The organism is uncultured Campylobacter sp., assembly GCF_938017775.1.
Lineage (GTDB): Bacteria > Campylobacterota > Campylobacteria > Campylobacterales > Campylobacteraceae > Campylobacter_B.
This window is the reverse complement of sequence record NZ_CALIIU010000022.1, coordinates 1-20646: the sequence shown is the minus strand read 5'-3', so window position 1 is coordinate 20646 and position 20646 is coordinate 1. Positions and strand designations below refer to the sequence as shown.

Genomic DNA, 20646 nt, shown 5'->3' with positions numbered 1-20646 from the left:
GAAAGGGCGTTCATGGCGGACGTGACGATAAAAAATTTAAACTTTGCTTACGAAAAACGCGAAATTTTAAAAGATATAAACTTAAGCTACGAGCTGCGCGATTTTTTGGCGATTTTCGGGCCCAACGGCGGCGGCAAAAGCACCCTTTTGAAGCTGCTTTTGGGGCTGCTACAACCAAGCTCGGGCACGATCGAAATTTTAGGCAGATCGCCCGCGCTTGCCAGGGCGCAAATGGGCTACGTACCGCAGTTCATCGCGATAAACAAAAGCTTTCCCATCAGCGTGCTCGAAGTCGTTTTAATGGGGCTGATAGATAAGAAAATTTTCGGCTTTTACTCAAAATCCGAGCGCGAGCAAGCCATGCAAGCCTTGGAGCGCGTAGGTATGCAAAGCTTAGCTGACTGCCGTATCAGCGAGCTTAGCGGCGGGCAGAGACAGCGCGTTTACATCGCGCGGGCGCTGTGCGCGAAGGCTAAAATTTTACTTCTTGACGAGCCGCTAGCGAGCATAGATACGATGGGGCAGGTTCAAATTTACGAGCTTTTAAAATCCCTAAACGAGGGCGGCTGCGGCATAATTTTAATCAGCCACGACGTGCAACTCGCGCTAAACTACGCAAACCGCGCGCTTTACGTCGCAAACGGCTCGGCGCACACCCACGAGATCGATCCGGGGGGCAGAGCGGAATTTTTAGATCACCTGCGACGCGAGCACGGGCACTTTTGCGCCGTCGATCTCGCGCTTAACGAATGCTGCTGCAAGGAGTGCAAAAATGGCTGAAATTCTATCCTATGATTTCATGCAAAACGCCCTACTCGGCGGGCTTTTGGTCAGTATAGTCTGCGGCGTCGTGGGCTCTTTAGTCGTGATAAATCGCATGAGCTTCATAGCAGGCGGCATCGCGCACGGCGCATACGGCGGCATCGGCATCGCGCTATTTTTAGGCATCTCGCCCGTACTGGGAGCTAGCGTATTTGCGCTGTTTTTGGGGCTGCTCATCGCCTACGTCACGCTGCGAAATACCGAGCGCTTCGATGCCGTAATCGGCGCGATATGGGCGTTTGGAATGGCGCTGGGGATAATATTCGCCGATCTCACGCCTGGGTACAAATCCGATCTGATGAGCTTTTTATTCGGCTCGATCTTAGCGATAAATCACGAAAATTTAATCTTCATCGGCATTTGCGACGCGACGTTTGCGGCGCTTACGGCGTGCTTTTACAGGCAGTTTTTAGCGATCAGCTTCGATAAGGAATTCGCCCTGCTGCGTGGGGTAAATACGAGCGTCTTTTACTATGTCCTCGTGGTGATGGCGAGCCTCGCGGTGGTCGCGTCGATTCAGATCGTAGGACTAATCTTAGTGATCTCGCTGATGACGATCCCGCCCTTTATCGCCGAAAAAATTTCAAAAAACTTAGGCTCGATGATGGCGATAAGCTGCGCGCTATCAGCGCTTTTCTGCGCGGCGGGGCTTATTTTGAGCTTTAAGCTCAATCTAACCAGCGGCGCTTCGATCATCCTAGTCGCCTCGGTCTGCTTTTTCGCAAGCTCGGTCTTTAGCAAACTTCGCGCCTAAAATCCCGCCCAGCTCGCTAAGCAGGATGCCCGCGAGTATCAGCGCCGCACCCAAAATTTGAAGCGCGCTTAGCTTCTCACCGAAAGCATACCCCATAATGCCCGCGCTTACGGGCTCCAGCGCGAAAATCAGCACCGTTTTTATCTCGCTTACGCCGCGGTTTTGCGCCATTGTTTGAATCACAAACGCCGCGACAGTGGCAAAGATCGAGGTCAAAACCAGCGCAAAAACGAAGTCGAAGCTCGGCGAAAAGATTAAATTTCCTAGCACCTTTATCTCGCCTTCAAATTCCGCGTGCGGAGTGAAAACCGCCGCGATCAGCGCGCAGACGCAGACGCAGATAAACTGCACGATCACAAAGCCGTAGAGATTGCTTTTGCGCGCACAGACGCCCGTAAATACGATGTGAAGCGCGTATGCAAACGCCGAAATCAGCGTCAACCGCTCACCTATGCCAAATCCCACCGCGCCGCTTGCTCCGCTTAAAAAATACAGCCCCAAAAGCGCCACGACCGCGCCGCCAAAGGCGCTAGCACCGATCTTTTTGCTGAAAAACGCAAGCATCAAAAAGGGCACGATGACGACATTTAGCCCCAAAATAAACGCCACCGTCGATGATAGCGCATAATCAAGCGCTATGGTCTGGCAGGAAAAATCGCAAAACAGCATCAGCCCGCAAAACACGCCCCGCCCTATCGTGCCGCGGTCAAATTTGACGCCGAAGCGCAGGCAGGCGAGGTAAGTAAAAATGCTCGCCGCCAAAAAGCGCCAAAACAAAAAGCTAAAAACGTCGCCGCTATGCAGCGCGCGCTGAACCGGCACGAAAGTGCATCCCCAAACGATCGCCACGAAAAGTAGCCCCAGGTCCCACAGCCTGCTAGGCGGAACGGGGTTTTGCGCGCGGCTTTGCACGGAATTAGAATTTTGCCCGAAACTCTGCGCGGAATTCGAGCTTTGCGTGCAGTTTTGCGTAGAGGCAGAATTTTGCGCAGCAGCAGGGCTCTGCGTAGAATCAGAGCTTTGCGCGAAATCGAAATTCTGCGCGGAATTTAAGCTTCGAGCGGAGCTAGAATTCTGTGCCGAATTGGATTTCTTCGCAAAATTCCGCGCCTCAAAATTTTTCAATCCAAAGCTCTGCGGCGTATGAGCGGAGTCCGGATCGTTTGCAAGAACCCCAGTAAAATTTTTCTTTGAGCGTCGCGTATGGGCGTCAGCAAGGCTTTTTGCAGAGCTTAAATTTGGATCGTCTACGACGCTTGCACGGCTTAGCGAACTCGCGCTATTTGCGCCGCTATGAATGGAATTTTCCGTAAAATTTAATATAAAATTTCGCTTGAAATTTCTTGCGGAATTTTCGCAAGGATTTGTTTCGGGAGATTTTGCAGAATTTAAAGCTTTATTTTCGGTGCGGCTCATATCCTGCGCGGGCTTTAAATTTAGCGCAATAGCCGCGGAATTTAAAGCGAATTTTCTCCCTGGATTTTTGACGCGCGGAGCGGAATAGAGCGCGACGAGATTGCGCGCGGCAAAACTGGCCGAGGCACGATTGCATACGGCAAAACCGACCGAAACGGGATAAAATTTTAAATTTCTTTTGCAGATGAAATTTAACTCGGCGGCCGCGTCTTGAAATTTGAAATTTCTTTTGAGGTAGGGAGCGGGAGCGAAATTTACCGCACCGCCAGGCGCTGTATTTTTCGCGCACGTAAACGCCACATTTGAAGCAGAATTTAAAGCTGTGTTTTTCGCGCGCTCGCGCACCGGATCTAAAATAAAATTTAAAGCGGATTTTGAATTAAAATTTTCCGCGAGCTCCGAGATAGAATTTTTCATAAATTTAAAGTAGAATTTCGCCGAGATCTTATCGTAGTTGCGCGCCTATCTGACCGTCTTTATCGCGTTTAAAATCGCGCCCGAGTTTTTGCGAAACTCCCTTTCGTTTTTGCTCAAAAAATCAAAGCTTTCGTTGATGAAGGCGCTACTGAATTCGCTGCCGAAATCATCCGCAATCTCCTTGCCCACGGCGTTTTTGTAGCTTTTGGCAAAGCCCGCGTCCGAGCCCAGAGCGCGCGCGAACGGCAGCAAAATATCGTAAATTTCATCAAAGGCGTTTGTGCGTAGATAGTGGCTAAACAGCACTTCGCCGCTCATAACCGCCTTGGTATCGGCCTCGGGCATCTCTTTGATTTTAGTAAGTATCAAATTTTTTAGCGGCTCGATCGCCGGATTTAGCTTTTGAGTGGCCAGGCGGCGCATATTTTGCACGGCGATGCTTTTTTTGCCCGCACGCTCGGTAATGTAGCTAGGCAGATCAAGCTCGTAATCCTGTACGCCAGTGCGTTCGTACTCATTTGCAGCGCGTTCGATCAGAGTACTTAGCGAGCTTTTGAAATTTTCGCTATCGCCCACGTTTGCGCTGATGACTACGTCCAGCCCCTTTACGGCGACCTCTTCCCAACTCGCAGCCGCTATGAGCGGCAAAAGGCAAAGAATTAGATTTTTAAGCAAGGCTTTTTCCCGATTTAAGATTGTTCATTTTATTTCAGAAATTTTAATGTATAATCAACGCTTTTATAATACCAAAAGGGCTAAATATGGAGCTTTTACTCATCGCTTTTGCGCTTGCGATGGACAGCGTCGCGCTTAGTATCTCAAACGGCGCGAAATATCCGAATTTTAAATTTGCGCAGATCGTGCGCATCGCGTTTTTCTACGCGGCGGCTCAGTTTATAATGCCGCTTGCGGGCTACGCTTTGGGGATAAATTTCGTAAAATTTATCGCGCAGATCGATCACTTCGTCGCGTTTGGAATTTTATCGTTTTTAGGCGTCAAGATGATCGCGGAATCCCGCCGCGAGCAGGACGAGCCAGCTCTACGCCTAAGCACGAAGGAGCTGGTGCTGGGTGCGATCGCTACCAGCATCGATGCTATAGCCGTGGGCGTGACCTTTGCCTTTGGCGAGATAAACATCCTTTACGCCTGTTGCGTAATCGGGCTCGTCTGCTTCGCGCTGTGTGTCGCGGCGTGCTACGCAGGCAAGCTAACGGGCGAATACCTGCACTCAAAGGCGCTCGTTTTAGGCGGCGCGATTTTGATCCTAATCGGGGTTAAAATTTTGCTCTCGCACCTCGGCGTTATCGATATTTAGGCGGCCTTTAAGCGGGTTTTTGCGATAATTTTCAAAACAATCCGCAGGAGCGAAAATGAAAAATTTGATAAATTTAACCAGCGGCGACCGATTAAATTTGCGCGTCGAGGGCAAAATTTTAATCAGCGAGAGCGTCAAAAACGGCAAAACGAGGCAGACGCAAAAGGAGTTTGCCGGCGCGGACGAGGCGCAAAAAGCCTGCGTGAAAAAGGAGTGGGAGAGCCTAAAGAAAGGCTACGTCCTGCAAAACGCAGACGCCAAAGCGGGCGAGGCGAGTTTGCACATCTATATCGGCGGCGGTTACACGGGCGCGCTGGCCTTTGCGGGCACGGGAGACGATCTTTTCGTCTATAAATGCGGCGGCTACAAAGAGGGCGGCGCGCTGGATGACTTTCTCATCAGGCTGGACGCGAGCGGCGCCGTAAAGCAGCAGATCGTCCTGCCAAAGCCGCTTGCATGGCGGGCGGAGCGTGCGGGTGAGGTTTTGCTTTTGGATCTGGATCATTTTATCTTTAAATTTGATCCCGCAAGCGGCGAATTTAGCGATCTCTCTCAATGGTTGAGCTTTAAAAATAGCAAAGAATTTACGAGTTTCGTTTGTGCGGCGAAAGATATGGCGTCGTTTGCGATGTTCGGTCAAATTTTTACTTTGCGCGGCGACGAGATTTCGCCTCTAGCCGAGTACAGATCCGAATGAAAAGCTATACACCGACCTTGTGCGCCGCGATTAGCGATGACGGCGCGCGGCTGGCGCTTCATTGCAAACAAAACGAGATCAAAATTTTAAGCACGCTAAACGGCGAAATTTTAAACGAGATAAAAGGCGATTTCGGCATTTTTGATAAAATTTGCTTTTTGGCGGACGGCTCGGTGCTGGGCAAGGAGCGCTACGCGAGCAAGCTAGTTTGCATTGACGTTGCAAGCGGCGAGTGGCTTAATCCTGCGTGGCTACGAGCTGAATGCGCCGAGGCGGACGAGCTTTGCATTAGTGCGGACGTTTCACGGCTCGCATTGATTAATTACGACAAAGCCCGCATCATCGATCTAAAAAGCGGTAATTTGCAGCTTAGCTTCGAGCTCTCGCACGTCGTGAAGCGCTGCGAGGCGAAATTTGAGCGCATAAACGGCGAGGAAGTTTTGGCCGTGCGCACCGACTACGGCTGCTTTAGTCTATATCGCGTTTAAATTTAAAATATCACGGAGCCATTAAATTTACAATGCGGATTTGCGCATAAACTCGCAAAATTAAAATTTATCGGCGGGGTTTTGTTTGCGTAAATTTACCTGCCGATCAAAAATACAAAAATTTAAGCCGCCTTAATCTCTCGCAATCTATACCAAGCGATGATTTGTAAGATAAACGCCGCTAACAGTATAAAATATCCGATAACGATAGCGACCGTTAGCGCACCGACGACCGTGCAAATGAAGTAATAGAGGAAAAATTTATCGCCCGATATTCTTGAAAGCTCATTATAAACTTGGAATTCTTTAAAAAACGCATAAATCATACCGATTATGCCGGCGATGAAGAAAATGACGCCGATGGCTATGCCGATACCGCTAGCACTGCCATATTTAGCGCTCGCGCCTATCAGCGCAAACACCCCCATAGTCGCACCTATAAAGATAAGTATGGTCGCTACGACGGTGGCTACTAGATAAATGATGTAGTTTTTCTTAAGCGTAGGGCTGGCAGCTTTATTTGAAAGCTTGATGATAGCGAGCAATATACATATAAAACCTGCGATAACGAAAACTAAACCGATAAACGGAATAACGCCTAAAATCGGTAGCGCCGATCCCGCTAGTCCAAGCGTTCTGATGGTTGATAAATTATCATCCCCAAGAGAAAAATTAGAGAAATCTACGTTAATGAGCTTTGTTTTTGTAAGGTATATCTCCTTTGCAGTTTGCCCCTCTGCGATAAAATCAACTTCATCGCCTTGACTCAAAACGACTGGTTTGCCTTCCTCATTTGCCGATTTCACATCCTCTTGCTGGTATGAGTAGCGGCTCTCATCTGCGGCAAGGATAATGCCCTTAGCCAAAATAGTTCCTTTCACAGTTTCTCCTTTGAAATTAAATGAAATGTGAATTATATATTTTTAAACAAAAGCTTATCTTAAAGATAGTAGTTCAGCATCAAATCCGCTTTATCCGCGGTCAAATTTACCCGAAGGATCGTCTTACTCACTGCTCTTTCGCAGCGTGAAATTTTAATCTTATCATAGCGTAATTCTACGCGCAAACTCACGCCGTGCCGCACGCCCAAAACATAAAATTTCAAAATTTAAAAGCGAAATTTCATAAAAGCGATCGGCCTTAAATTTAAATCCGTCGCCTAGGAATTCTAAATTAACTCAAATTTCAAAATTTACAAAGGCTTTTTATTTTTTGCCCACCAGAAGCTTTGAGCTGCCTAACATCAGCCATTTGGCTTCGCGCGGGCCCATAAAAAGCCCCTGCGTCGTGTCTATGAGCTCGAGCTGCTCATAGCCCTGCTCTTTAAGTCGCGCTATGAAAGCGTCCATATCGCCGTAGTTTCCGCGCGAGAAAAGATCGTGGATTGCGAAGCTGCCGCCCTTTTTAAGCACGCGGAGCGTCTCTAAAAGCAGCGCCTGGCGGTCCTTGCGCATGATGTTGTGATAGACGTAGTTGCTTGTAACCGCATCGAAACTGCCGTCCTCAAAGGGTAGCTGCGTGGCGTCGGCCTGCTCGAAGCCGATGTTCTGCACCCCTTCGGCGCGCGCATTGGATTCGCACAGCTGCTTGTTAAAAGACGCATACTCAAAGCCCCAGCGATCGACGCCTAGCACCGATGCGTGCGGGTTGCGCTTAGCCACGGCGATCGTTAGCGCGCCGCTGCCGCAGCCTACGTCTAGCCCGCGCCCGCCCTCAGGTAGATCTACGTATTTTGCCGTGCCCTCTACGATCGCGCGAGAGAGCTGACGTTTGCCGCCGTAATCAAACGTGCGGTACCACACGACGCAGTAGATCGTAAAGCCGATCAAAACCAGCGCCGCTGCGCCGAAAAGCCCCGCAAGAAACCACCTCAGCACGCCGCCAACAAAAGCGCCGCAAACGCCGAAAATCAAAAACAAAACTAACGCTATGCCCGCACCTGCGGCAAAGCTCGCGATCATGCCCTTAGGCACCCAGTTTTTATAGTCCGGTTTCATCTTTGCTCCTTTTATTAAATTTAATCTCGCGGCGGCAAAGCACGTCGCGGCGAAATTTTAAATTCCGCCCGTAAATTTTAAATTTCGCAGCTCAAACCTCGCTTAAATTTAAACGCGCGCTAATAGGCGTATTTAAACTCCACGTAGTAGTTGCGCCCGGGAGCCGGAGTATAGACGTCTGCGCGTAAATTTTGGTTGTAATTATACTCCTCGTCAAAGACGTTTTTGACTCCGGCGCTTATCAAAAATCCGCTTGCGAAGCGGTACGCAGCGCCCAGATCTACGATCGTGCGCGAATCGATCCTATCGTGGTTGGCGTCGTGCGATGATGAGAAATATTTAAAATCGCTCATCAGCGTTAAATTTCTAATCGGCTCATAATCGACGCCCAAAACGAACTTCGAGCGCTCCACTAGCGGAACCTGCTTGCCTTTATTCGCGCCGGATTGGATCTTGGCGTCCACGTATGAAAAGGTCTCGCTGAGCTTTAAATTTGAAAGCAGACTTTGCTCCGCATACAGCTCCACGCCCTTGCGGCGCGTCTCGTCGATATTGATGAAATGCCAACCGCTATTAAAGCCGCTACCGAGTAGCTCGTTTACGATCTCGTTTTTCGTATCGGTCCAAAAGATCGTAGCGCTTACGTATTGCCCATAGATTAGATCCTTCATGCCGATCTCGTAGGTTTTAAAGGTTTCGGATTTGAGGTTATTAAGCACGTAAGGGCCGCTAGAACTTAGCTTATCGATGAGCTGATTAGGACCCGGCGAGATATAGCCTCGCTCAAATTTAAAATAGACATTGCCGTCTTTAGAATATTTAAAATTCGGCGTGATCTCAAACGCATAGTTGTTTTTATCGTCCGTTACGTGCGTGCTGTCTTGAGTGTGAAAGATGCGCCCCATCCTACGCATCGTCGTAGAGACCTCGCGATCTACTTTGTATTCGGCGCGTTCAAAGCGCCCGCCCGCACTAAGCGAAAATAGCTCCGTAAAGTCGTGCTTTTCTAAGGCATAAACCGAGTGCGTCTGTTTTTGCATATCAAAGATCGTAAGTTGTGAAAGGCTCATCATAGGATTTATTGCGGTATTAAAATCGATCCTGCGGAAGCCCTTATTTTTAAGATAATCATATCCCGCTATGAGCTCGTCGTTATCATAGGTAAACTTGCCCTTTAAATTCGCCCCTTCTTTGCGATCTTTCATTACAAAGCCCTTTTGCAAAATTCTAATATCTTGATAATAAGGCTGTAAATTTGCTTCAAATCTATCGCCAAATTTCACCGCATAATCCAAGTCAAAATTTAATCGTGTGCTTTTAGTAAAGGTTCTCTCGCCTCCCTGCTGGCGGCGATCCGCTTTAAGTTTGGCAAGCCCTAAACCCGGTACATCATGCGTCCTAGCGCGATAAAAGCTGGGATTAAAAGATAGGCTTTGATCATCTGAAATTTTGTAATTTAGTCCAAATGATGTATAGTAACCTCGCTCTCTTTCGCCCTTGCGGTATCCGCGCTGCTTAAAGCCCTTAACGGCGGTTTTTAGAAACAGATTGTCGCTCACGCTGCCGCCAACGCCTAAATTTAGATCATTGTAGTTATACGACGCGATCTTGGTCGAGATATTGGCGTACGGGTATCTGACGCCCTTTTTTGTGATAATATTTATCACACCGCCGCTGGTGCCGCTGCCGTAAAGCACGCTACCGCCGCCAGGGATGATCTCCACGCGCTCGATATCTTCGATCGGAACTAAATCGATCGGGATGGTCGTCGGCGTCGTGTCAATCATATTGAGCGCGACTCCGTTAAGAAGGACCTTGACGGAGGTATTGGCCTTCGCGCCCTGCCCGCGTAGATCAACCGATCTGCCGTTAAAGCTAACCCCAGGCGCCTTTTCTAAAATCTCACGCAGATCACGGTAACCGCGGTTTTCCGTATCCTCCGCGGTGATAACGGAGACGTTGCGAACCTCGTTTTTAAGCGTGTCCTCAAAACCTGTCGCGGTAACTACGATGGTACCCAGCTTTGTGGCGTTCGCGCCGGAAGCGTTTTTAGGAGCTGCGGAATTTACGGCTCTCGCGCTAGGCGCGATATTTGCGGACGTAGCGTTGTTTTCGGATCCGTTTAGTTGCAATGCGGCGCACAAACTTAGCGCGATCGCGGCATTTGAAAGATAAAATTTCTTAAACATCACTCTCTCCTATTTAAAATTAGAATTTTGCGAATGATTTGCAAATGCTATATTATAATTCCTCTTGATTAAATAATAATAAATTTCAAAGATTAAAGATAGATTTTTTAAAATTTAGGCGGAGATTGGATGAAATTTTAATTTCGAGCGTTTTGCTGGGCGCGATAAAATTTCAGTTTTAAATTTAGATTCTTTAGCAGCGTTTTTTTAAAAAGGCAAATTCGCAAAGCGGATCTAGCTGAAATTTTGAAATTTAGCCAAATCCCTAAAATCATACCCGTCTAAAATGCGACCAAAAGTATTAAACCTATCCTAGTGCTCATTTTTTTCCATATGGCCTTTTTGATTTTGCTTGCGCATCAATTATTTTTATCATGACTCACCCTCTTTAGCCACTCTTTTTCAAATTTAAAATATTTCTCAAGCTTTTTATTCTTTTCCGCTTGATTCCACTTTTCTATCTCGGCATAATCTTGCAGCTCGCCTCCGCATTTAGGGCAAACACTCCTATCTTTAACGTCCGAGAAATTATAAAATTTAAGGCACCCTTTGCAACGCATAAATTTAGGATAATATTTTATGCTTTTTTTCGGAGCGAAAGGCGAGATATAAAAAGAAAGCGCACGCCGCAAAGCATAAAATTCCTATGATGATACGCAGATGCGAGCTATCGAATTTTACCGATGCCATAAAGCCAGGCTTTATATCGACTTTTCCCAATAAAGCGGCCACCAGTCCCCATGCGAAAAAAGCAAAAAAGCCGATTAGCGCAAAAATTCTATTTAGCATTTTTATATATTCCTCTATAACAAATCAAAATTTCATCGCTTTTTAAATTTACGCTTTTTGATCTTCGGAGTTTTAGCGCCTTGATGAGGAGCGTTTCTTCGCCAGTAGTCGCCGTCATTATACTCCGTAAGCTTTTTGCCGCAGTCCGGGCAAATTTGATCCGTATCTTTGACGTCCTCGTACATGTAAAATTTAAAGCAGTCCTTACACCACATATACTTCGGATATCTTTTTATGTTCTTTTCAGAGCGGAAGGCGAGGTAAAAAAACGAGATACTAATAAGTAAAACCAAAAATCCCGAGATAAGAAAAGGATATCCGATTTTGCTTTGTATTCCTGTGGGATCTTGCGTTGTAAAAATTTCTATAGATATTATTAAAAGGTTTAAGCCTATCAAGGCATTAATCACTCTACCTATTTTTTTGTTTATGAAAATTCCTGCAGAAACAAACAATACGCCGATGATAAAAATTTTGATAATATAGACCGGCTCAACTGCGCTCCAGCCTCGGTATTTAAAATACATCTTTCCGCTAAAGCAGCCAAGAATACTTTCAAATACAAAAAATGCACCCAAAAGTATTAAACCTATTCTAGCGCTCATTTTTTATTCCTATAGGCTTTTGAGATAGTTGCCATCATGCCGATACAACAGGAGCCGATTCTATCTAGCATTTTGCCGCTCCTTTTCGTTACGATCTGCTTCATTCATCGTGTTTTGCGTCATGCCGTCTGATCCTTAAATTTTGGCTCTATGAGAGAAATTTTATTTTTGATAGTTCGAAATTTCTCATATAACAAACCTGGAATATTGTAAAATCAACGTATAATCTTCGCTATAAAATTTTACCCTATTTTTTCTATTGTAGATACTCATACTTAGCAGATATTTGGCGAAATTTATGTAATCCTCCGTATTAGGGAAATAAAATGTAACGCTTTGGTAGAATGTTTTAAAATCCAGCTCAAATTTATACTCACCCATATCGTCCACTATATAACACTCCGCTTCGTCCATTTTGATAAATTTCTCTATATCTATGCATAGTTGAGCGCTATTTTTTGCAAATCGCACTCCGTTCACTGTATCATAAGGAAAAAGCTCTAGGTATGAGACCCTTTCATTATACGATGATGTTAAAATGTTTTTTGCGAAATAATACATAGCCAAATTCGTAGTAAAACCCAAAACCACAAGCTTTTTGTCTTCTAGAATTTTAATATCTAATTTATGATACTCATGCCCCATAAGTTCGTCATCGATAGTTAGAGGATCGTCTTTTATATAAATTTTATTCGGTAGCACTGATTTATTCTCCTTTTCACGCACTACGCCGTTATTCATCGAGCGCCGTCAAATATGATCCCGTCACTTCAATCGCGGAGGATAATAACTTTTTCCATCTACATTGATGCTATTCGTATTCATATTTTCTCCAATATAAGTTCCGCCGAGCCCTCCTCAAGCGAATTATACTCATCCAGATGTATATGCGAATGTTTCGGCGCAGAATCTTGCGCTAAAGTAAGCAAATGCCTGGCAAGAGATATAAGTCCGCTTTTACGCCCTTATAGTAACTTCGTTTCCTAGAGCATTGACGGAGATCGCGAAGTCCTTTTCCCATTGTAGCTGCAGTCCCTTTTCTGCGCAGTAGTCTAAGGTTTTTATAACACACTGTCCCATATATCGCCGATACTCCTTTTTAAATTTAATCGGTTGGCGAATGAATTTACCTCATCGATCGGCTAATCGATCTCGTAGTATTTTGGAAAAATTATATCTAAAATAAAAATGAAAGGGGTTGGAATAACTAAATTTAAGATAAGAGCTGTGCGCGAAAATGAAGTGATTAAAACTTAAAAATAGCTTAAATGGTGGTCCCGATTGGACTTGAACCAACGACTTCCACCATGTCAAGGTGACACTCTACCAACTGAGTTACGGGGCCAAAAAGAAACGGCAGTATATCAAAAAAATCTCTCAATAGCAAGCAAATTTTAATTTTTCGTAAAATTCCGCCGAAATTCTATTTACCCTTGCCGAAATTCTATACAAGATTTCGCCGCGACATCAAATCCCGTCGAAATTCTACGCGAAATTTCACGATTTTGCCGCAATCCCGCGCGGAATTTTATCCTATTACTAAAATTTCGCAATCCCGTGCGGAATTTTATCGCGCTTGCGCGGCGCTCGCGTGTTTTGCCTCAGCAGCCTATTCTGCTCCGCTTTGTTTTATCTAGTCGCTTTTCCCCGCCCCGCCTCGTTTCATCTACTTGCCTTGCCCTGTCTTATTTCGCCCGCTTGCCTCGCTCCGCCTTGCGCCCGTTAAGACGTCCAAATTTTTTCATTCAGCTTTAGAATTTTTACGATTTGTAGCATCGCGTCCAGATCGATTTGTATCTTGCTCGCGAGCTTGTCGCCTCGTATCGGCTTACTTAGATCAGGCTCAAAGCTATCGTATAGACGAGGTATTTTTATATAAATTTTGTTTTTTCTGAAGCTAAGTTCAATGTATGATTTCGTAAGCACTTTTAAAAATAAAATTTTCTCCATCAGCGCCGGCGTTAGCACATACGCAGCGGCGAGCGGGTCTTTCGCATAGACCGCGAAGGATTTGTCGAATTTTGCGTTATCCATCTTGCGAAGCCACGCATTGCTTTCGGAGGCGAAGGTTTGCAGCTTCGTTATGCTGGGGAGAATAAAAACATCAGATCGATCTTTTTATGAAAATCCGCCACGAAAAAAAGACCCTGGAACGGTTCAATGTATTTCTTTTTAGACGCCAAAACCAAAAATTTTTTATCGAAGTCTTTTGATAGCCAAATATCGCCGAAGCTAAAATCTACGCCGTCTATGTTTCCGAATATCAAATCATCTCCGCCAAAGTTCGCGTATTCTCCAAAAAGCCCGCTATGCTCAATATCTTGTTCCAAAGCTATGGCACCGAATCTGTTGTATTTGTATCCTAGATTTTCGACGTAGGGTGCTATGTAGAGGGCTTTGTATTGTAGCGCGAATTCTCGCGTTTTGACTTTGTAGGTTTTTTCGTAAAAGAACCTATATGCAAAGTACAGCATTATTAGATCAAATAAAATTTCCGATAGCAGCTCAAAAGATATTTTCTCTCCGCGGACCTTGTATATCATCAAACAAATCAGCGGGATAAATATCGCACAGGCTTTAAGCAGGCTTATTATTTTCCATTTTATACGGCTTTGCAGCAGCTTGCGGCGCTCTTTTTCCAAATTTACGATAGTTTGTACGTCCAACAATTTTCGATCCTAAATTTCACCGCTTGCGGCAAGATAGCTCAAATTTAAACTCTAAATTTAAGCAGGCAAAGCTAGGCTTAAAGCTCCCCGTTAAATTTCAGCAGCTCGTTTGCATACGCTCGCACGCTCGCATCCACCGCCGTAAGCGCGTCCGCGTCCGTTACGCTAGGCGAGTTAAATTTCTCCGCGCACTTTAGTACTACGCGCGCAATGTCGGCGAAGCGGCACCGCTGCTGCAAAAATGCATTTACGCCCGCTTCGTTTGCGGCGTTGATGACGACGCCGAGATCGGGATTCGCTAACAGCGCGTCTTTGAGGGTAAAGATTTGAAATTTCATCTCGTCGATCGGTTTAAGCTCTATCGGCCGCAGGGCGCACAGATCCACGGGCGCGGTGATCTGCTCCCGTACGTCGCCGCCAAGCAGTGCGTGCGCGATGGCTAGCCGCATATCGGCCCTGCTAATATGCGCCGTCGTAGAGCCGTCCGCAAATTCGACCAGCGCGTGGATCTGCGAGGTGCGCTCGATAAGCGCATCGATCTCGCGCATGCCGTAGAGCCAAAACGCCTCGATCACCTCAAAGAGCTTATTCGCCATCGTAGCGCTGTCGATCGTGATCTTCGCGCCCATCTTCCAGTTGGGGTGCTTGAGGGCGTTTTGCGGCGTGAGCGAGCCTAGCTGCGTTAGCGGCACGTCGTAAAATGCGCCGCCGCTAGCCGTGATGATTAGGCGCGAAACGGGGATTTTGGCGTTGCTAAGTAAAAATTTCAGTCCGAAATGCTCGCTGTCGATCGGGTAAATTTTATCCGTTTGCAGAAATTTCCCGCCGACGACGAGGCTTTCTTTGTTAGCTAGACAGAGCCTTTTGCCGAGCTCTTGGGTTTTTAGGCTGGGCATCATGCCCGCAAAGCCTACGAGAGCGTTTACCACGGTCGTGCTTTTGCACTCCGCAAGCATCTGCAAAATTCCATCTGCGCCGCAAAATACGCGCTCGTGATCTACCTCGCTTTTTTGCTGCGCGTCCGCGATACAGACGAGCTTTGGGTGAAATTTTGCGATCTGTTCGTTTAAAAGCTTGATATTGCGCCCGCAGCTAAGCGCTTCGATCATACTGCCGCTGCGAGCGGCTACGTCTAGGGTGTTTGTGCCGATAGAGCCCGTAGAGCCTAAAACTACCATGAATAGACTATCGCCATCGCGATCGCGCCGAACATATAGCCGTCGATGCGGTCTAAAATCCCGCCGTGTCCGGGAAAGAGCGCGCCGCTGTCTTTAAGACCCGCCGCGCGTTTTAGGTAGCTTTCAAACAGATCGCCGAATACGCCAAAAATTGCTATGATGATGGTTTTTCCTAAAATTTCAAGCGGTGGCATATTGGTAAAGATGCGCGCATAAATGAGGCTAACTATAAGCGCGAGCGCAAGACCACCTAGCACGCCTTCTACGGTTTTATTTGGCGAGCTAGCGCTTAGCGGAGTTTTGCCAAAGGCTCTTCCGATAAAATATGCGCCGCTATCGCTAGCTACGATAATAAAGATCAGCCAAACGAAGTGAAAAACTTCCCCGAAATCATCATAGGCCGCCCACATAAAAAATATCGGCGCAACGGGATAGATGAAAGGAAGCGTGATCTTCAGGCTAGGGCCCTTGGTAAAGGCTACGACAGAGGCGACGCATAGGATCATCAGGATGCTAACTTTTAGCGCTGAGACGAAAGGTTCGTCGGTCTGCGTAAATGGTAGCAATGCAAAAAACGCGATCGCCAGCGCGAGCCACTTTTTGCTAGTTTCCTCTAGACCCCATAACTTGAGGCTTTCAAAAAACGCAAGCACGAGTATCAGCGCAAATACGGCGAAATTTAGCCACCTGGCGTTTATGAGAATTAGAGCCAAAAATACGGCGAGTAAAATGCTTGCCGTGATTATTCTTTGCTTCATAGAATTTCCTTGGAATTTATTTTGAGCAATTATATCGCAAGCTCGCTTATTACGGCTTTAAAACGCTGATTGTTTTAAAATTTACGTAGTTTACGAAAGCACCTTCGTTGATTTTGACATTTTGACGTTTAGTGTAATCGACGAGATATTTTCCGCTGCCGCTTGCACTGAAGCTCACGCAAATTTTAGCGGCGAATTCAATCACCTCTTCGCTTAGATTTTGCTTATTTGTCTTTACGATGACGTGTGCACTTGGAATATCCTTAAGATGAAACCAATAGTCGGATTTGGAGCTATTTTTTAGTAAGAACTCATTGCCTTTTTCGTTTTTACCGACGCTGATTTTAAAATCCCCGAGATAAAAGCTCGCTACATATTCGCTATTTTTTTCCTTGCTTTTTTGCCTAGTTTGTGTGCGCTTAGGCATTAGAATTTCGATCTCGTGTGCATCCTGTGCGGCGAGAATGAGCGATTTTAAATTCTCATAAAACGCGAGTTTCTCCTTTAAATTTTGCTCTTCGATATGGATATTAGCAGCCTTTTGGCGCATACGCTTTGCCTCGGAGTAAAGCTCGCCTAAAGCGGCGCTTGCGGGCTTTTGTAGCTTAAATTCTACCGCTTTGGCATCTCCTTTTTGCAGCGTAAATTCTCGCGCGCTAGTTGGAATTTTATAGATATTTTCTTTTAGCAAGGCGGCTTTCGCACCTAAAAGCTCGGCGCTTCGCAGTAGTTCGGCGCTGCTTTGCAAAGAGTCTAAAGCCTCACGCACCGAGTCTAGCTTTTTATTTAGCGCCGTGATTTTTGCGGATTTGAGTGAGTTTAAGCGATCCGCATTTAGCGCGTTAAATTCCGCGCGAAAAAATGCCCTAAAGTCCGAAATTTTTGGCACGGGGGCTTCTTTAATATTTGCAGGCGGCAGATGGCGGAGCTTTCTTCCTACCTTGATCTGTCTAAATTCCGTCTCGAAGTGCCGCAGCGCCTCTAAAATCACATCGTTTTCATCGGTGATTATTACGTTTGTAAAGCGCCCGGTAAATTCGAAGTAGATATTTGAGCTTTGGGTTTTGTAGCTTGCGTTTTGGCTCACGCTAAGGCATAGAATTCTATTATTTTCTGGCACGCTAACGGAAGTGATGCGCGATTTTACGAAGCGCTTGGCAAGTAGCACATCAAAGGGCGCCGCGTAAACCTTGCCTTCGGTAAAAGCGTCATTTTCGTGGATATTGCAGCCCGATTTATTCATATCGAAAAACAGCGTCTCATTGCCGTCAAAACAGACTTTAAAAAGGTTATCTCCTACGCGTTTAATGTGCGAAAGGAAGCGTTTGGCGCGTAGATAGTCGCAAATTTGAATTAAGTTTTGATACTTCATATGCGTTAAAATTTCTCTTTGTGGATTTTGCTTAAATTTAGCTTCTGCAGATCGTGCGGGCTCGGGTGCCGTTGCAGCACGCCGAGGGCTAGTATCGCTTCTGCTTTGAAATTTAGCGGAAAGCCCAGCGCCTCGCGCAAAAACTCCTCGCAGCTGCGTCCGTCCGCAGCGGCGCGCAATCTTACCTGCACCCAGCAGCTACCGAGATTTAGTGCGCTTGCGGCAAGGTGCATGTAGCCTAGCGCTACCGAGCAGTCCTCGATCCAGACGTCCTGCTTCTGCTCATCTGCGATCACGACGATCGCGGCCGCAGCCTGTTTTAGCATATTCGCTCCGCTGCTGCGGCACGCGCTTAGTCGCTCAAGCATCCGTTTATCGCGCACGAGGATGAACTCCCACGGGCGGCGTGCATGCCCCGACGGCGCAAGCAGGCCCGCTTTTAAAATTTTATCCAGTGCCTCGTCCTCAAGCGGTCCCTGCGCGTATTTTCTTACACTTCTGCGGTTTGCAAAAATATCTAAAATTTCCATCGTCTCGCTCCTTGCGGCTCAATTATACATAAAATTGCAAAAATTTATGATTTTTTAGCTAAAATCGCGCAAATTTAACCGATACGAAGGAGATTTTATGAAGCAGACGATCACGGAGAAAATTTTTAGCGAGCACGTGGGCGAGGCGGTTTTTGCGGGACAGATCATCGAAAGCGCCATCGATATGGTCATCGGCAACGACATCACGACGCCGATTTCGATCAAGCAGTTTGAGCTTAGCGGCGCAAAAAAGCTCGCCAACCCGGACGGCTTTGCGATCGTGATGGATCACTACATCCCTACGAAAGACATTTTAAGCGCAAACCAAGCTAAAATTTCACGCGAGTTTGCTTACAAGCACGATTTGAAAAACTATTTCGACGAAAAAGATATGGGTATCGAGCACGCGCTGATGCCTGAAAAGGGGCTCGTAGTGCCCGGCGACGTCATCATCGGCGCGGACAGCCACACCTGTACCCACGGCGCGCTGGGGGCATTTGCGACCGGTATGGGCAGCACCGATCTTGCTTTTGCGATGATAACGGGCAGGAACTGGTTTAAAGTACCGCCTACTATCAAAGTAATTTTTCACGGCAAGCCCGCGCAGCACATCTACGGCAAGGATCTGATCCTAGAAGTGATCCGCCTCATCGGCGTGGACGGCGCGCGCTATAAGGCTTTAGAGTTCTGCGGCGACGCGCTGGAGTATCTGGATATGGATAGCAGATTTTCGCTTTGCAATATGGCGATCGAAGCGGGTGGCAAGAGCGGCATCGTCGCGGTCGATGAGATCACGAAGGAATTTTTGGCGGATAAAAGCTTGCGCGCCGAGCCGAAATTTCACTACTCCGACGAGGGCGCGAACTATGAGCAAATTTTGCAGATCGACGTTAGCAAGCTTGATCCGGTGATTGCGTATCCGTTTCTGCCTAGCAACGGCAAGAGCGTGCGCGAGGCGGTGCGCGATGATATCGCCGTCGATCAGGTCTTTATCGGCAGCTGCACCAACGGCAGGCTCTCCGATCTGCGGATCGCCGCGCAAATTTTAAAAGGTCGCAAGGTTGCGCGCAAAACCCGCCTCATCATCACGCCTGCGACGCAAAAGATTGCTTTGGCCGCGCAAAAAGAGGGGCTCTGGGATATTTTCGTCGAGGCGGGCGCGGTCGTGAGCAACCCGACCTGCGGCGCGTGCCTGGGCGGATATATGGGGATTTTAGGCGTGGGCGAGCGCTGCGTAAGCACGACTAATCGAAATTTTGTCGGCCGCATGGGAGATCGCAGCAGCGAAGTATATCTGGCAAACTCCGCCGTCGCCGCAGCCAGCGCCGTCGCAGGCAAGATCGCCGACCCGAGGGATTTGTAAAATTTAGAATTTAAAACTTAATGGCAATGTGGTTTGTTTATATGCGACTTAGTGGACTTGATTGTTTGATCGCGGTGTAGATGTCAAGCACCATAAACACAGCAAGAGCCACGTATGTAGTGAGAAATACGGCAGCCCAGCGAAAAAATCAAGCAGGCTGCGACTAAGTGCAGATGTGCGACAGGGCCTGCTAGCAAACTGGCTGCGATCACCCGAAATACGTAGACTTTACTCGCGGGTAGGCGAAATTTGACCTCGTTTGCCATAAAAATCGTCGGCATAGAGGGCGAAACTCTAGACAAGGTGGTAAATTTAGCCCACGACTACGCGGTAAACTGGCGCAAAGACAAGCTCTATACGAAGGAAAATATCAAAGATATTTTTGAGCTGGCAAAGTAAATTTGATTAAATCGCTCGGCTAAATTTAGCGCTGGCGAGATCTGTAAAATTTTAAGGCTTATGAGTGGATTTAAATTTAATCAATGCTAGATAAAATTAAATATTTTGTCACTTTGTTAAAGCAAACTTGGTTTGCGGCTGCAAAAATCAGCTCTAGATTTTATAAATTGGTAATTTTACTGCTTAAATTTTGTATTCTGATTTTGACAGATGTATTTGCTCTACTGGCTCTGCAGCCTTTAGGAAATACTGAAGGCAGGCGAAATAGTCCAGGCACCAGATAATGACAAAAAGGAGTCAAAAAAGCAATAAAGGTTCTCAAATGTATATTATATTAAGAAAGGCAACAAATGAAGACTGCTAACTTATTTCAAAAGGAACAAGATAACGTTGACTATAATGCTTGTGTAGGCAATAACGGATGGATAAATATTAATACTTATATCCATGGTTATCAGGCAGCCACCCTGGTGATGCTTGAATCGGTTTTAAAATCCGTCAATTGCCGCAAAGATGTTCCAGAAAATGCTAATTATTGGTATGTTGATACGGCTATATACCCAATCTTATTTTCTGCAAGACATTATATTGAATTGTATCTTAAACAAAAAGTCTATGCAATAAATCAGTTTAAAATAAACAGTCAAAATCAGTCATATATTTAGATAATTTATTAAATTTGTGATAAAAATTATATAAACCAATTACGGACATATTTTCCAAATGCTTTTTGGTATAATCTTGGTTGTATGGATATCTAAATGTCTCTCCGGTTAAGTCTATTTTTGAAAAATCATTAACGTATGGTTCTATAGCTATAATAAATTCACTTATTCTTGAATCGTGAGTTTCATTAACAATTGTTTTAAGAAGACCCCATAACTTAT

Annotated in this window: 24 protein-coding genes and 1 tRNA gene; 8 read left to right on the top strand and 17 right to left on the bottom strand. The window is 46.3% G+C overall.

The window, feature by feature from the left end:
* The first annotated feature begins 12 nt into the window (after positions 1–12).
* Positions 13–780, top strand: coding sequence for an ABC transporter ATP-binding protein (locus tag Q0537_RS03965; RefSeq protein WP_299225286.1), 768 nt, complete (start codon positions 13–15; stop codon positions 778–780).
* Positions 773–1576: a metal ABC transporter permease gene (locus Q0537_RS03960; protein ID WP_299225284.1), complete on the top strand. Its 804-nt coding sequence runs from the start codon at positions 773–775 to the stop codon at positions 1574–1576. The genes Q0537_RS03965 and Q0537_RS03960 overlap by 8 nt, the downstream gene beginning before the upstream one ends.
* On the opposite strand, the gene Q0537_RS03955 is transcribed toward Q0537_RS03960, so the two are convergent.
* Both Q0537_RS03955 and Q0537_RS03950 read right to left on the bottom strand, forming a co-directional pair.
* Entirely contained in the window at positions 1520–3409 is a 1890-nt protein-coding gene (locus Q0537_RS03955; protein ID WP_299225282.1) for a DMT family transporter, read from the bottom strand. The two genes, Q0537_RS03960 and Q0537_RS03955, sit on opposite strands and share 57 nt — an antisense overlap.
* A gap of 45 nt (positions 3410–3454) precedes the next feature.
* Positions 3455–4084 carry a hypothetical protein gene (locus Q0537_RS03950; RefSeq protein WP_299225280.1) on the bottom strand — a complete coding sequence of 210 codons (630 nt, stop codon included), beginning with the start codon at positions 4082–4084 and terminating at the stop codon, positions 3455–3457.
* 86 nt (positions 4085–4170) lie between these two features.
* Between Q0537_RS03950 and Q0537_RS03945 the strand changes: the two genes are divergently transcribed.
* Genes Q0537_RS03945 through Q0537_RS10390 form a run of 3 tightly spaced genes read left to right on the top strand, consistent with a single transcriptional unit; the run spans position 4171 to position 5910 of the window.
* Positions 4171–4725 (top strand): manganese efflux pump MntP family protein, encoded by a 555-nt coding sequence (locus Q0537_RS03945; protein WP_299225278.1) that lies wholly within the window; start codon positions 4171–4173, stop codon positions 4723–4725.
* Between the two features lie 55 nt (positions 4726–4780).
* Positions 4781–5422 (top strand): hypothetical protein, encoded by a 642-nt coding sequence (locus tag Q0537_RS10395; RefSeq protein ID WP_366811221.1) that lies wholly within the window; start codon positions 4781–4783, stop codon positions 5420–5422.
* Complete coding sequence (locus Q0537_RS10390) at positions 5419–5910, top strand: hypothetical protein (protein ID WP_366811220.1); 492 nt, start codon at positions 5419–5421, stop codon at positions 5908–5910. The genes Q0537_RS10395 and Q0537_RS10390 overlap by 4 nt, the downstream gene beginning before the upstream one ends.
* Positions 5911–6032: 122 nt before the next feature.
* On the opposite strand, the gene Q0537_RS03935 is transcribed toward Q0537_RS10390, so the two are convergent.
* From Q0537_RS03935 to Q0537_RS03870, 14 genes are all read right to left on the bottom strand, one after another.
* Positions 6033–6791, bottom strand: a complete 759-nt coding sequence (locus Q0537_RS03935; protein ID WP_299225276.1) for a DUF996 domain-containing protein — start codon at positions 6789–6791, stop codon at positions 6033–6035.
* Between the two features lie 59 nt (positions 6792–6850).
* Positions 6851–6976 carry a hypothetical protein gene (locus Q0537_RS03930; protein ID WP_299225274.1) on the bottom strand — a complete coding sequence of 42 codons (126 nt, stop codon included), beginning with the start codon at positions 6974–6976 and terminating at the stop codon, positions 6851–6853.
* A 139-nt stretch (positions 6977–7115) separates the two neighbouring features.
* The gene (locus Q0537_RS03925) at positions 7116–7907 is read right to left on the bottom strand and encodes a class I SAM-dependent methyltransferase (protein WP_299225272.1); all 792 of its coding nucleotides are present in this window, start codon (positions 7905–7907) and stop codon (positions 7116–7118) included.
* A 119-nt stretch (positions 7908–8026) separates the two neighbouring features.
* Entirely contained in the window at positions 8027–10096 is a 2070-nt protein-coding gene (locus Q0537_RS03920) for a TonB-dependent receptor (RefSeq protein ID WP_299225270.1), read from the bottom strand.
* Between the two features lie 821 nt (positions 10097–10917).
* Positions 10918–11490, bottom strand: a complete 573-nt coding sequence (locus Q0537_RS03915) for a hypothetical protein (RefSeq protein ID WP_299225268.1) — start codon at positions 11488–11490, stop codon at positions 10918–10920.
* 186 nt (positions 11491–11676) lie between these two features.
* Positions 11677–12231: a hypothetical protein gene (locus tag Q0537_RS03910; RefSeq protein ID WP_299225266.1), complete on the bottom strand. Its 555-nt coding sequence runs from the start codon at positions 12229–12231 to the stop codon at positions 11677–11679.
* Between the two features lie 216 nt (positions 12232–12447).
* The gene (locus Q0537_RS03905) at positions 12448–12570 is read right to left on the bottom strand and encodes a hypothetical protein (protein WP_299225264.1); all 123 of its coding nucleotides are present in this window, start codon (positions 12568–12570) and stop codon (positions 12448–12450) included.
* Between the two features lie 189 nt (positions 12571–12759).
* A tRNA-Val gene (locus tag Q0537_RS03900) sits at positions 12760–12835 on the bottom strand.
* A 377-nt stretch (positions 12836–13212) separates the two neighbouring features.
* Positions 13213–13566, bottom strand: a complete 354-nt coding sequence (locus Q0537_RS03895) for a DUF3137 domain-containing protein (protein ID WP_299225365.1) — start codon at positions 13564–13566, stop codon at positions 13213–13215.
* A 5-nt stretch (positions 13567–13571) separates the two neighbouring features.
* Positions 13572–14159, bottom strand: coding sequence for a hypothetical protein (locus Q0537_RS03890; protein WP_299225262.1), 588 nt, complete (start codon positions 14157–14159; stop codon positions 13572–13574).
* 77 nt (positions 14160–14236) lie between these two features.
* Positions 14237–15337: a 1-deoxy-D-xylulose-5-phosphate reductoisomerase gene (gene dxr / locus Q0537_RS03885; RefSeq protein ID WP_299225260.1), complete on the bottom strand. Its 1101-nt coding sequence runs from the start codon at positions 15335–15337 to the stop codon at positions 14237–14239.
* Positions 15331–16095 carry a phosphatidate cytidylyltransferase gene (locus Q0537_RS03880; RefSeq protein WP_005872778.1) on the bottom strand — a complete coding sequence of 255 codons (765 nt, stop codon included), beginning with the start codon at positions 16093–16095 and terminating at the stop codon, positions 15331–15333. The genes dxr and Q0537_RS03880 overlap by 7 nt, the downstream gene beginning before the upstream one ends.
* Positions 16096–16144: 49 nt before the next feature.
* Entirely contained in the window at positions 16145–17467 is a 1323-nt protein-coding gene (locus tag Q0537_RS03875; protein WP_299225258.1) for an NFACT RNA binding domain-containing protein, read from the bottom strand.
* A gap of 5 nt (positions 17468–17472) precedes the next feature.
* Positions 17473–17997, bottom strand: a complete 525-nt coding sequence (locus Q0537_RS03870; protein WP_299225256.1) for a nitroreductase family protein — start codon at positions 17995–17997, stop codon at positions 17473–17475.
* Between the two features lie 97 nt (positions 17998–18094).
* Here Q0537_RS03870 and Q0537_RS03865 point away from each other — a divergent pair, with 97 nt between their 5' ends.
* The 3 genes from Q0537_RS03865 to Q0537_RS03855 all read left to right on the top strand — a co-directional run bounded on the left by Q0537_RS03865 (position 18095) and on the right by Q0537_RS03855 (position 20424).
* Positions 18095–19360, top strand: coding sequence for a 3-isopropylmalate dehydratase large subunit (locus Q0537_RS03865; RefSeq protein WP_299225253.1), 1266 nt, complete (start codon positions 18095–18097; stop codon positions 19358–19360).
* Positions 19361–19609: 249 nt separating this feature from the next.
* Positions 19610–19759: a hypothetical protein gene (locus Q0537_RS03860; RefSeq protein WP_299225252.1), complete on the top strand. Its 150-nt coding sequence runs from the start codon at positions 19610–19612 to the stop codon at positions 19757–19759.
* Positions 19760–20109: 350 nt separating this feature from the next.
* Positions 20110–20424 carry a hypothetical protein gene (locus Q0537_RS03855; RefSeq protein ID WP_299225250.1) on the top strand — a complete coding sequence of 105 codons (315 nt, stop codon included), beginning with the start codon at positions 20110–20112 and terminating at the stop codon, positions 20422–20424.
* Here Q0537_RS03855 and Q0537_RS03850 read toward each other — a convergent pair.
* A partial coding sequence (locus Q0537_RS03850; RefSeq protein WP_299225248.1) for a hypothetical protein occupies positions 20390–20646 on the bottom strand: 257 nt, incomplete at its 5' end. The two genes, Q0537_RS03855 and Q0537_RS03850, sit on opposite strands and share 35 nt — an antisense overlap.